This window comes from Amycolatopsis lexingtonensis (assembly GCF_014873755.1).
GTDB lineage: Bacteria > Actinomycetota > Actinomycetes > Mycobacteriales > Pseudonocardiaceae > Amycolatopsis > Amycolatopsis lexingtonensis.
The window spans coordinates 4925478-4937005 of the sequence record NZ_JADBEG010000001.1 but is presented as its reverse complement, the minus strand read 5'-3'; the positions used below and the strand labels follow the sequence as shown (position 1 = coordinate 4937005).

Sequence of the window (11528 nt, the reverse complement as noted above, 5' to 3'; positions counted from 1 at the left end):
AAAGACCCGGAGGAGGGGCGATGACGAGGGGGAAGGCAGCGGCGGGATCGGCCGCCGTGGCGGTGCTCGTGGCCGCCGTCGCGATCGGGCCGTTCGCGTTGTTCACGGGCGGGGTCTGGGCGCTCGTCGCGGGCTGCCGCCGGTACACGCGGCGGTTTGCGGGCGGCGGTTCGGGGTTGCGGTACCACTTGGCCGCGTTCGGGGTGCTGTACCTCGTGCCGGTCGGGGTGGCCTCGACGGCGTACCTGGCGCTCTCGGCGTACCTGCGGTGGTTCGCCGACACGTCGAGCACGGGCTGGCTCATCTCCCTGCAACGGTTCTTCGAGGCGGTGTCGCGGTTCTTCTCCGAGAACCTGAAGCTGAGCGAGTTCTCGGTGTTCGCCGCGCTGATCGGCGTCTACCTGCTGACGTGCCTGCTGCTCGCGCGCCGCCCGGAGGGCTGGCGCGGGCACGCGGCGGCCGGGCTCGGCCGGGCCGCCGACTTCTACACGAAGTACAGCGGGCCCGCGGCCGCCGGGCTCGCGACGCTGGCGTCGCTGTCGCTGTTCGGCATGCAGCTCGGCGTGCCGGCCACCGACCTGCAGGTGAAGTTCAAGATCGCGCAGCAGGGCTACGCCGACGTGACCCGGAAGATCGAGGCCGACCTGACGCAGCGGGTGGCGGGGAAGCTGTACGGCAAGGTCGAAGCGGCGTTGCCGCAGGCGTACCGCGACGCGCTCGCCGTCCGCCGCACGGAATTGGCGGGCTTGACCGAAGCCGCGCGCAGCAGTGCCGAGAGCGCCAAGTCGGGCTACGACGTGGGGGTGCCGGCGGTGGACGAGGCCGTCCGCGCCGAGACCCTGGGCCGGCAGCGGGCCGACGCGCTCGCACCCGAGCTGCGGGTCGACGGCGCGCGGCCGCGCGAGGCACCACCCGACATCACGCCCGAGCAGGTGGCGGCGGCCCAGACGGCCGTGGGCGCCCGGCCGGCCGAGCCGGGGATCGACCTGGTGGCCGACAGCCGCAAGAAGGTGACCCTCCAGGTGGAGAAGGTCGCCACCGAACGGATCCTGGCGGTGACGAAGCCGGTCACGGACGCGATCCCGATCCTGGAACCGCTGGTGCAGGCGTTCGCCGAGGCGGCGACAAGACCCTGCAGGACAAGCTGAGCCCGCTCTACGACCGCCTGGCCGAGATCGCCTTGCGAAGCCCGCGCGACTTCGCCGCGGCGGTCGACCGCGAGGCGGCGGGCCTGGTCGACCGGACCGACGTGAGCCGCCCGGCGGCGGCCGCGGCACCCCGCGCCGAGGAGACGGCCCGCGCGTTCCAGGCGTCGGTGTCGACGCTGCGGGCCGCGCCGGGCCAGCTCGACCAGAAGGTGACGGAGGTGATCCAGTCCCGGACCGTGCCCCCGACACTCGACCCGTCGGGCCGGTTGCGCTTGACGCTCCCGGAGATCCCGGCCCTGCGCCTGCCACCACCGGACTACTTCCGGCTGCCGTACTCCTACGACCCGGGGAGGTACAGCTACACCCTGCCGGACCGGTTCACCGTACCCCCGGAGATCGCCCGGGTGCCGCGGATCGCGCCACCGCCGCGGGTGAGCCCCCGGATCTTCTTCTGGTGACCGGTCAGCAGTTCGGTGTCACGCCGTCGAAGGAGGCGCAGTCGTCCTGGTTCCAGGGCTCGTTCTGCCACTGCGCCGGGGTGAGGGTGCGGGAGGTGTCGCCGGCGACGAACGTCCACGGGCCGAAGTAGTCATTGCTGTACCAGTAGTTGTCCTGGTCGCGGGTGATCGCGTCCTGCACCAGCGTGCCCCGGTACGGGGACCACGACGGGTAGGTGCCGTAGTTCGACAGCACCGCCATCCGGCCGCACAGGCTGAGGCAGCCGGGCCGGGCGGGATCGAAGCGGAAGGTGTTCGAATGGATCTCGACCCGCTGGGTCTTCCAGCGGCAGTCGTCGAACAGCGGCGCGGAATCGATGCCCGGTGCGGCGCACTGCGTCCGGTCCGCGACGAGCTTGGTGCAGCTCGCGGTCGAGGTGTTCGCCGGGCTGTTGCAGAAGCGGTCGGCGTTCTCCCACAGCGTGATGCCGGACCAGTTGTCCTCGAAGGAGTTGCCGTAGATGTCGAGGACGTCGGTGCGGGCCGGCACGCGGGGTTCGCCGCCGGATTCGGAGATGTAGACCGACGCGGACGGGAAGTTGTCGCCGCGGGACGCGCGCCGGCTGCCCGCGACCACGTTGTTGCGGCGGATGGCGTTGTGGCGGATCACGACGTTGTAGCTGATCTCGTAGAAGATCGCTTCCGCGTCGTTGTCTTCGATGACGTTGTCTTCGATCAGGAAATCGTTGTCATTGGTGTCCGCCCACAGGCCGGCGCCGTGGTTGTGGTGGATCCAGTTGCCGCGGACGTCGGCGCCGTTCACGGCCCAGAACTTCATTCCGCCGCTGCAGCCGCAGCCGGGGTTGCGCGTTTCCCAGTCGTCGACGTTGTTCCCGGTGATTTCGTTGCCCTCGACGAGCAGCCCGGTGATCGTGTTGTCGGGGCGGTAGGCGTTCATCCCGTACTGCCCGTTGTCGCGCAGGCAGCTGGCCCGGACCTCCTGCCGGACGCCGGCCATCAGCGCGGCGCCGGTGTTGCGCTGGATGGTGGTGTTCTCGATGACCCAGTGCGCGCCGGAGTCGTGGTTGACGACGCCCTGGTCCTGCGGCGCGACGAAGTTCTGGATGGTGAGGCCGCGGATGACGACGTCCTTGGCCTGCTGGGTGAACGCGGCCCGGTTGACGCCGCGGCCGTCGAGCACGGCGCCGGGGGCACCGAGGTAGACGTCGCCGTCCTTGGGGATGACCTGCCCGTACTGGTCGGCCGCCAGCCGGTGCGTGCCGGGTGGCAGCCAGAAGGTGGTCCCCGGCGGCGACGCCTGCGTCTTGACGCTCAAGTCGCCCTCGACGGCCAGGTCGACGGGTACGGCACCCGGCGGCGCCTGGGCGTAGAGCGCGGGCTGGTGGTCGCACACGGCACCCGTCGCGGACTCGGCGACGGCGGCTGTGGCGACGGTGAAAACGGGAACAACGGAGGCGGCCAAGAGCAGGACAACGAGCGCGGAATGAAGGCGCGGCATGCCGTGAACCTACGCAGAATCGATCCCGTAGATACCGCCATCAGTGGCCAGTTGTGCATTATCGGCCGCGGTAAAAAATCACCGCGGCCGATAACATGACAAATACCGGACAGCGGTGACGGTCGAAATCCGGTGTTCAGGTGCTGGTTACCGGGGGATGACGTCTTCCAACCGGACGAAAGCGAAGCCCGTGGTCGGGAGGTCGCCCGCCGACGGACGGCGCTCGCCGTCGTGGACCACCAGGAGACCGTGCGGGAAACGGCGGCCGAGCGATGCGGTCGTGATCGCCGAGCCGTCGGAGTGCTCGACCGAGTCCGTGCCGCGGCCCGCGACGATCCGGAGGTCGCGCGTGCGGTGGCCGTAGACGACGAACCGCGAGTCGCCCTGGCTGGACGCGAACAGCGTGCCGTCCGCCACCGCCAGCCCTTCGGCGTCGGCTTCCAGCCACCGGCCGCCGAACCCGGGGTCGGCGCCGTCCGGGACGCATTCCTCCGTTTCGGCGTCCCAGCGCTGCGGGACGCCGTAGGAGCGCACGCGGTCGACCAGCTCGGGCCGCCCGAACCCGGCGGACGTCAGCGGGATCCGCCAGATCCCGACGTCCTCCTGGGCGGTGTAGAGCACGCGGCCGTCGAACACCGACCCCTCCAGCTGCGGCCCTTCGCCGGGTTCCTCGCAGGGCGACCACGTCATGCCGTCCGGCAGCCGGAACGACGACGGCAGGTCGACGGTCGCCAGCGGCGTGGTGCCGACGGTGCCGTCCGGCCGGTCGACCAGCTTCAGCAGTGCCACCCGCGTCTCGTGCCGCCGGGTCACCGCCACCCACCGGACGCCGGTGCGCGGGTCGCGCCCCGCGGCGAGGCCGTACGCGGTCCGCTGTTCGTCCACATCGGACTGCGGGAACACGCGCGGGGCGTTCGGATCGGTGACGTCCCGCAGGAGGTCCGCCCCGGCGGCGGCGCCCCGCGGATCGATCCGGTACACCCGGACGAGGTCCCGGCCCCGGTCGCTGACGACGGCGAGGTCCCCGACGACGTCGACGTTGTTGAACCGCCCGCCGGGCCCGGCCGGGATGAGCTGCAGCGTCCGCGCGTCCAGGTCGAACGCGGCGAGCCCGCCCTCCTTGAGCGTTCCCAGCACCACGCTGCGCGAAGGGTCGTTCGGGTGGACCCAGATGGCCGGGTCGTCGGCATCGGCGTTCGCCGGGGAGGCCGAGGAATCGTCGACGAAGGCCTGCGTCTGGGCGACCGGCGAGGGATCACGGGACGCGGCGGAAGCGGGAACGGCGGACAGCAGGGAGACGGCGGCCACGGCCGCCGGGAGAAGTCTGCGCACGCGCGGAAACTAGACGAATCGGGTGTCCGGTACGTGAACGCCGGATGCCAGGCTCACTCGTGCAGCGTCGGGCGGTAGATCAGCTCCTGGGTCCGGCCGTCGAGCGTCCGGCTCTCCAGCAGGTCCAGGTCGAGGTCCGGCACGCCTTCGAAGACGGGCCGCTCGCCCGTCCGCCCGGTGAGTACCGGGAACACCGTCACCTGGACGCGGTCCACCAGGCCCGCCGCCAGCAGCGCCCGGTTGAGCGACAGGCTCCCGTGCGAGCGCAGCGGCACCGGCGACTCCTCCTTCAGCCGGGTGACGACCTCGACGGCGTCACCGGCCACGACGGTCGCGTCCGGCCAGCCGAGCGGGCCGTCGAGCGTGGCCGACACCACCGTCGCCGGCAGGTCCCGCATCCGGGTCACCCACGGGTCGAGCGCCGCCGGGTCCACCGACAGCATCTGCTCGTTCAGCCGGTGCGTGGCCGCCCCGAAAACCATCCGCTGGTCCTCGCGGTACAGCTCGAGGCGGTGCGCGAGCAGCTCGGGGCCCTGCTTGCCCCAGTAGCCGCCCCAGTCGCCGGTGTGGGAACCGAAGCCGTCGAGGCTCATGAAGACGTCGAAGGTGTAGGTCGCGGTCATGGTGCGCTCCTCGGTCGAAGGGGACTCTCACCCTGACTACGAAGGCGCCTGGCGGGTTTCGACACCGTCCCGGGAATCCAGGTAGTACTGGGCCACCGGGGCCAGCAGCGCGACGATCTCCTCGTCGTCCGCCTCGGCCAGCGGGGGCAGCTTGATCACGTACCGCAGCAGCGCGACGCCCATCATCTGCGCCGCGATCCCGGTCACGCGGATCTTCGGGACCGCCAGCGCCCGTGCCACCTCGGCCAGCACCGTGCGCTCGATGAACTGGCGCATCATCAGCGCGACCTGCTCGTTGGTGGCCGCCGCGCGCAGCATCGCGATGAACGGCGTGCGCCCTTCCGGGGCCGCCCACACCGCGAGGAAAGCGCGCACCAGGCGTTCGCCGACGCCCGCGCGCGGGCCCGCCAGGATGGCCGGGACCAGGGACGCCGGGTCGACCGGGAGGTTCATCGCCGCCGCGAAAAGGGCCTGCTTGCTGCCGAAGAAGTGGTGCAGCAGGGCCGCGTTGACGCCGGCGTCGGCGGCGATCCCGCGGACCGTCGCGCCGTCGTAGCCCAGCTCGGCGAACCGGTGGCGGGCCGCGTCGAGGATCTTCTCGCGCGTCTCCGTCTGCCCCGGCCGCCGTCCCGCCCGTGCCATTGGCAGAGCTTAGAGCCCCCTTGACTACGCTGGTGCGCATGTCTGTCGCGGTGCGGGTGATCCCCTGTCTCGACGTCGACGCGGGCCGGGTCGTGAAGGGCGTCAACTTCGCCGGCCTCCGCGACGCCGGCGACCCGGTCGAGCTGGCCCGGCGTTACGACGCCGAAGGGGCCGACGAGCTGACGTTCCTCGACGTCACGGCGTCCTCCGGCGACCGCGAAACCACCTACGACGTGGTCCGCCGCACCGCCGAGCAGGTCTTCATCCCGCTCACCGTCGGCGGCGGCGTCCGCAGCAACGACGACGTCAACCGGCTCCTGCGCACGGGCGCGGACAAGGTGAGCATCAACACCGCCGCCATCGCCCGGCCGGAGTTCCTCCACGAAGCCTCCCGCCGGTTCGGCGCGCAGTGCATCGTGCTGTCCGTCGACGCGCGCCGCGTTCCCGAAGGCGGCGAGCCGACCTCGTCCGGCTTCGAGGTCACCACCCACGGCGGCCGCCGCGGCACCGGGATCGACGCCGTCGAGTGGGCCGCGCGCGGCGAAGAGCTCGGGGTCGGCGAGATCCTGCTCAACTCCATGGACGCCGACGGCACCAAGAACGGCTTCGACCTCGAGCTCATCGAGCTGGTCCGCAAGGCCGTGCGGGTCCCGGTGATCGCCAGCGGGGGAGCGGGCGCGCTCGAGCACTTCCTGCCCGCGGTGCGGACCGGCGCGGACGCGGTGCTCGCGGCCAGCGTGTTCCACTTCGGACAGCTGAAGATCGGCGACGTCAAGAACGCGCTGCGCGAAGGCGGGGTCGAGGTCCGGTGAAGTCCTGGCAGGCACCCGTCGAGGTGAAGGTCACCGCCGCCCTGCTGGTCGGGCTGCCGGTGGCGTGGGCGCTGCTCGACCTGATCCCGGTGCTCGGCGCCGGGTCGGGCCTGGCCATCTACCGGGTGCCCGCGCTCGCGCTGATCCTCGGCGGCGTCGTCACCACCGGGCTCGTGCTGAAGCTCGGGAGCGCGCGCATCGGCGGCCTGGTCGTCACCGTGGTGTTCGCGCTGCTGCACGCCTTCCTGCTGCTGGCCGCGGAACTGTGGTGGAACAAGCTGTTCTCCGGCCTCTCCTTCGCGGGCTACGGCTACGCGTTCGTCCTGTTGAACTCGATGCCGCTCAAGCGGCACATTGTGGGAGCGCAAGCATGAGCCTGGACGCGGCCGTCTCGGCGCGCCTCAAGCGCAACGCCGACGGCCTGATCGCCGCGGTCGTCGTCGAGCACGCCACCTCCGACGTGCTGATGATGGCCTGGATGAACGACGACGCCCTCGCCGCGACCCTGGCCACCCGCCGCGGCACGTACTGGTCGCGCAGCCGGCGGAAGCTGTGGGTCAAGGGCGAGACGTCCGGCCACTACCAGCACGTTCGCGAGGTGCGCATCGACTGCGACGGCGATACGGTGCTGCTGCGCGTCGACCAGACCGGCCCCGCCTGTCACACCGGCACGCACACCTGTTTCGACACCGAAGAGCGCCTGCTCCTCGCCGACGAGAAAGAGCACGCGTGACAATCGCCGCCGACGTCCTGGTCGGGCTGGTCGCCCTGATCCACGTCTACATCGTCGTCCTGGAGATGTTCCTCTGGACCACCCCGCGCGCCCGCGCCGCCTTCGGCACCACGAAGGAGTTCGCGGAAGAGAGCAAGACGCTCGCCGCGAACCAAGGGCTGTACAACGGTTTCCTGGCGCTCGCGCTGGTGTGGGGCCTGATCGCGAGCGACCCCACGGGCTTCCAGCTCAAGCTGTACGGCCTCGTGTGCGTCATCATCGCGGGCCTCTACGGCGCGGCGACGGCCAGCAAGCGGATCCTGTTCGTGCAGGTGCTGCCGGCCGCGCTGGCGCTGCTCGCGCTCCTGCTCGCCCGCTGACCCCGTTCCCTTACACGCACGGGAAGGCCGCCTGGTTGACGCGCCGTCCTGTGCCGTTTCTCGCAGCGTTCACGCAGGTCGACGGCCCTAACATCACTCCATGCGGGCATTCTGGGTGGTCATCGCCGCCGGCTTTTCGGTTGTCGCCGGGCTTGGCGCCGCGGCCACGGTGTACTCGCTCGTCTCCGGCGACGACGATCTGCTGAGCAATGCGCTCCTCCTGGTCGGTGGCCTCGCGTTCGCCGCCGTCGGCTGGTACCGGCTGCGGGTCGTGGACCGCGGCGCAACGGCCGTCGTCCGGAACTTCGGCCGGTGGCTGCCCGCGGCGGATCCCGCCGACGGTGACCACCCGGTGCTGAACGCCCGCATGCGCCGGGCTTACCGCCGCGCGACGGGCTTCGCCGTGGGCTGGGCGGTGGTGTTCGCGGCCGGGTTCACCCAGGTCGCCCTGGTCTCCGCGGCCGCCGAGGACCTGCTCCACACCGGCTTCCACGAGATCGGCGAGGTCGTCAGCGTGCGCCACAGCAGAGGCACGACGTACATCGAGGTGAGCCACGGCAACCGGACCGACGTCCTCGTCCGGGATTCGGACCGCGACTACCGGGTCGGCGAGGAGGTGATCGTCATCTACGACCCGGCCGACCCCGCGCGCGTGCGCACCGCGGACGAATCGAACGAAGACGATTCCCAGCTCAGCCTCGGCATGGTTCCGATACTGGTCGCCCTGTTCGGCCTGCCGTTCTCGATCGGGCTGGCGGCCGGCTGGCGGCGCCGGCTCCGGGCCGTCGAGCGCACCGGGTGGCGACGGGCCCGCGTGAGCGACGAGCAGGTGAAGCTGGACTCGGAATTCCGCGACGGGTCGGTGGTCGCGCTCCGCCGCTCCTGGGCGCTCCTCCGCCTGTCGCCGTCGGCCGGCTGGAAGAACAAGCAGGGCTGGGTCGGCGGCTGGGGCAGGTCGATGGTCGTGGGGATGGAGAACGGCCCGTACGTCCTGGCCGTCCACGCGATCCGGGAACGGGCCTAGTCGATCTCGCCGGTGATGTAGCGCTGCACCGTCGGCGCCACCGCGGCCACGAGGGTGTCGACCTCCGCCGTCACCAGGGGTTCGAACTTCGCCACGTACCGGATCATGCCCATGCCGACCAGCTGGGACGCGCAGAGCGCCGTGCGCAGCGGGATCCGGTCCGAGCCGATCGAGGTGATCAGCCCGGTGAAGAAGTTCTGGAAGAAGCTCCGCAGGACCTGGCCGGCCTGCTCGTGGCCGGTGATGCTGCGGACCAGTGCCTGGAAGACGTCGCCGCCCGCGCCGTCCCAGCGGGTGAGGAAGGTGCGGACGATGCGCTCGCCGATTTCGGCGTCCGGGCCGCGGCGGATTTCCCCCTGCAGCTCCAGGGGGTCGAAGGGCAGCTGGAGCACGGCTTTCGCGAACAGGCCTTCCTTGCTGCCGAACCAGTGGTTGACCATCGCCGCGTCGACGCCGGCGCGGGTGGCGATCGCGCGCACCGTCGCGCCGTCGTAGCCGCTCTCGGCGAACACCGCCCGCGCGGCCTCGACCAGTGCCGTGCGGGTGTCCTGGCCGGCGGGCCGCCGGCCGCGGCGGCGGGAAGTAGTGTCGGTGTTGTCGGCGGTGCTCACGGCTCCATCATGACCGACGCCCGGCCACAATTCAACATTCATTGAATTGTGGCCCCGCCGTCGCCGGATCTGCCCGGGGCGGCACAATGAGCCCATGGTCAGCGCTTCCGCCGGTTCGACCGGTCCCGGCTCGGTCAGCCCGTCCCGCGAGGACTTCCGCGCCCTCGCCGAGAGCCGCCGCGTGATCCCGGTCGTGCGCCGGGTCCTCGCCGACGGCGAGACGCCGATCGGGGTGTACCGCAAGCTCGCCGCCGACCGGCCGGGCACGTTCCTCTTCGAATCGGCCGAGAACGGCGCCTCCTGGACGCGCTGGTCGTTCATCGGCGTGCGCAGCCCGGCCGCGCTGACCGTGCGCGACGGCGAAGCGGTCTGGACCGGCACGCCGCCGGTCGGCCTGCCGAGCGAAGGAAACCCGCTCACCGTGCTGCGCGAAACGATCGAAGCGTTGCACACCGAGGCCCTGCCCGGATTGCCGCCGCTGACCGGCGGCATGGTCGGCTACATCGGCTACGACTCCGTGCGCTGGCTGGAACGGCTGCCCGAGCTGGCCGAGCGCGACCTCGACATCCCCGAGCTGACCATGCTCCTGGCCACCGACCTCGCGGCGTTCGACCACCACGAGGGCACGGTCACGCTGATCGCGAACGCCGTCAACTGGGACGACTCGCCCGAGCGCGTGGACGCGGCCTACGACGACGCCGTCGCCCGGCTGAGCGCGATGACCGAGCAGCTGCAGGTGCCCGCGCCCGCCACCGTCGCCGCGTTCGACCGGCCCGTGCCGGAGTTCACCCGGAAGCGGTCCAAAGCGGACTTCCACGCCGCGGTCGAAAAGGCCGTCGAAGCGATCAAGGCCGGCGAAGCGTTCCAGATCGTGCCGTCGCAACGGTTCGAGATCCCGACCGCCGCCGACGCGCTCGACATCTACCGCGTGCTCCGGACGTCCAACCCGAGCCCGTACATGTACCTGCTGCGGCTCGAAGGCTTCGACATCGTCGGCTCCAGCCCCGAATCCCTCGTCACCGTGCGGGACGGGCGCGCGACCACGCACCCGATCGCGGGCACCCGCTGGCGCGGCGCCGACCCGGAAGAGGACGCGCAGCTGGCCAAGGACCTCCTGGCCGACGAGAAGGAGCGTGCCGAGCACCTGATGCTCGTCGACCTCGGCCGCAACGACCTCGGCAAGGTCTGCAAGCCGGGCACCGTGCGCGTCGTCGACTTCTTCCAGATCGAGCGCTACAGCCACGTCATGCACATCGTGTCCACCGTCACCGGCGAGCTGGCCGAAGGCAAGACGGCCTTCGACGCGGTCACGGCGTGCTTCCCGGCCGGGACGCTGTCCGGCGCGCCGAAGGTCCGCGCCATGCAGCTGATCGAGGAGCTGGAACCGGTCCGCCGCGCGCTCTACGGCGGGGTCGTCGGCTACCTCGACTTCGCCGGCGACGCCGACACCGCGATCGCGATCCGCACCGCGCTGGTCAAGGACGGCATCGCGCACGTGCAGGCCGGGGGCGGGGTGGTCGCCGACTCGGTGCCGGACTACGAGGACACCGAATCGCTGAACAAGGCCAGGACCGTGCTCTCGGCGGTCGCCGCCGCGCAGACGATGGTCGCGGCGGGCACCCTCGACCCGGCCGCGGACTCCGCCCATGTCTGAGCCGGCCAAGCCGTCCCGCCGTCCACTGTGGATGATCGTCACCGGGCTGCTGCTCGGCGCGCTCGCGCTGTGGGGTGCGTCACGGCTGACGTGGTTCGCCGAATTCCGCGACGGCGGCGTGCGCGGCACGGTGCTCCACCGCGAAACCGGCGAGCAGCAGGCGACCGCGCTGGTGCCGCTGGCCCTGCTCGCGCTGGCCGGGGTGGCCGGCGTCATCGCGACCGGCGGCTGGGCGCGGCGCGTCCTCGGCGTCGTGCTCGCGCTGGCCGGGCTGGCCGCGGTCTGGACCGGGATCGACGGCGTCCGTTTCACCGGCTACGCGGCCGGGCTGCCGGTGTCCCAGATGCTGATCGGGCGCGGGTTGGCCGTGCTGGGGGGAATTCTCGTCGCCGCGGGCGGGTTGGCAGCCGTCAAGGGCGCGGGCAAGGCGGCGCGGCTGGGCGCCAAGTACGCGGCTCCGGCGACGCGGAAGAAGACCCGCGATCCGGACGCCGAGCTGTGGGAAGCCCTGTCGGAAGGCGAGGATCCCACGGACGTCCGCGGCAGGCATTCGGAGTAACGCACGCACCCGGAACCGAGCGCTCCAGATGCGGGGGTTAGCATCGTTTCGGCGGGAAGGGGAAGGTTTTTGTGA

The 11528-nt window shown here is 71.5% G+C and carries 14 protein-coding genes; 9 read left to right on the top strand and 5 right to left on the bottom strand.

From position 1 onward, the window contains the following. Nucleotides 1–20: 20 nt before the first annotated feature. Together H4696_RS21980 and H4696_RS21975 are read left to right on the top strand one after the other, a co-directional pair. Complete coding sequence (locus H4696_RS21980; RefSeq protein ID WP_143264924.1) at nt 21–1148, top strand: hypothetical protein; 1128 nt, start codon at nt 21–23, stop codon at nt 1146–1148. A 32-nt stretch (nt 1149–1180) separates the two neighbouring features. Continuing rightward, entirely contained in the window at nt 1181–1606 is a 426-nt protein-coding gene (locus tag H4696_RS21975; protein ID WP_086856556.1) for a hypothetical protein, read from the top strand. Between the two features lie 4 nt (nt 1607–1610). On the opposite strand, the gene H4696_RS21970 is transcribed toward H4696_RS21975, so the two are convergent. From H4696_RS21970 to H4696_RS21955, 4 genes are all read right to left on the bottom strand, one after another. Continuing rightward, nucleotides 1611–3104 (bottom strand): right-handed parallel beta-helix repeat-containing protein, encoded by a 1494-nt coding sequence (locus H4696_RS21970; RefSeq protein WP_086856555.1) that lies wholly within the window; start codon nt 3102–3104, stop codon nt 1611–1613. 147 nt (nt 3105–3251) lie between these two features. Then, the gene (locus tag H4696_RS21965; RefSeq protein WP_086856554.1) at nt 3252–4436 is read right to left on the bottom strand and encodes a phytase; all 1185 of its coding nucleotides are present in this window, start codon (nt 4434–4436) and stop codon (nt 3252–3254) included. Nucleotides 4437–4489: 53 nt separating this feature from the next. After that, a complete protein-coding gene (locus tag H4696_RS21960; protein ID WP_086856553.1) occupies nt 4490–5059 on the bottom strand; it encodes a dihydrofolate reductase family protein in 570 nt (189 codons plus the stop codon). Between the two features lie 36 nt (nt 5060–5095). Then, nucleotides 5096–5701, bottom strand: a complete 606-nt coding sequence (locus H4696_RS21955; protein WP_086856552.1) for a TetR/AcrR family transcriptional regulator — start codon at nt 5699–5701, stop codon at nt 5096–5098. A 38-nt stretch (nt 5702–5739) separates the two neighbouring features. Here H4696_RS21955 and hisF point away from each other — a divergent pair, with 38 nt between their 5' ends. From hisF to H4696_RS21930, 5 genes are all read left to right on the top strand, one after another. After that, nucleotides 5740–6513 carry an imidazole glycerol phosphate synthase subunit HisF gene (hisF, locus tag H4696_RS21950; RefSeq protein ID WP_086856551.1) on the top strand — a complete coding sequence of 258 codons (774 nt, stop codon included), beginning with the start codon at nt 5740–5742 and terminating at the stop codon, nt 6511–6513. After that, nucleotides 6510–6887: a hypothetical protein gene (locus H4696_RS21945; protein ID WP_086856550.1), complete on the top strand. Its 378-nt coding sequence runs from the start codon at nt 6510–6512 to the stop codon at nt 6885–6887. Before hisF ends, H4696_RS21945 begins: the two co-directional genes overlap by 4 nt. Beyond that, nucleotides 6884–7246, top strand: coding sequence for a phosphoribosyl-AMP cyclohydrolase (hisI, locus tag H4696_RS21940; RefSeq protein ID WP_086856549.1), 363 nt, complete (start codon nt 6884–6886; stop codon nt 7244–7246). Before H4696_RS21945 ends, hisI begins: the two co-directional genes overlap by 4 nt. Further along, the gene (locus H4696_RS21935) at nt 7243–7605 is read left to right on the top strand and encodes a DUF1304 domain-containing protein (protein ID WP_086856548.1); all 363 of its coding nucleotides are present in this window, start codon (nt 7243–7245) and stop codon (nt 7603–7605) included. The genes hisI and H4696_RS21935 overlap by 4 nt, the downstream gene beginning before the upstream one ends. 100 nt (nt 7606–7705) lie before the next feature. After that, complete coding sequence (locus H4696_RS21930; RefSeq protein WP_086856547.1) at nt 7706–8629, top strand: DUF3592 domain-containing protein; 924 nt, start codon at nt 7706–7708, stop codon at nt 8627–8629. On the opposite strand, the gene H4696_RS21925 is transcribed toward H4696_RS21930, so the two are convergent. Further along, the gene (locus H4696_RS21925) at nt 8626–9240 is read right to left on the bottom strand and encodes a TetR/AcrR family transcriptional regulator (protein WP_249026853.1); all 615 of its coding nucleotides are present in this window, start codon (nt 9238–9240) and stop codon (nt 8626–8628) included. The genes H4696_RS21930 and H4696_RS21925 overlap by 4 nt on opposite strands. Nucleotides 9241–9334: 94 nt before the next feature. On the opposite strand from H4696_RS21925, the gene H4696_RS21920 reads away from it, so the two are divergent. Together H4696_RS21920 and H4696_RS21915 are read left to right on the top strand one after the other, a co-directional pair. After that, nucleotides 9335–10894 (top strand): anthranilate synthase component I, encoded by a 1560-nt coding sequence (locus H4696_RS21920; RefSeq protein ID WP_086856545.1) that lies wholly within the window; start codon nt 9335–9337, stop codon nt 10892–10894. Further along, on the top strand, nt 10887–11453 hold the full coding sequence (locus H4696_RS21915) for a Trp biosynthesis-associated membrane protein (RefSeq protein ID WP_420831507.1): 567 nt from the start codon (nt 10887–10889) through the stop codon (nt 11451–11453). The genes H4696_RS21920 and H4696_RS21915 overlap by 8 nt, the downstream gene beginning before the upstream one ends. Nucleotides 11454–11528 lie beyond the last annotated feature (75 nt).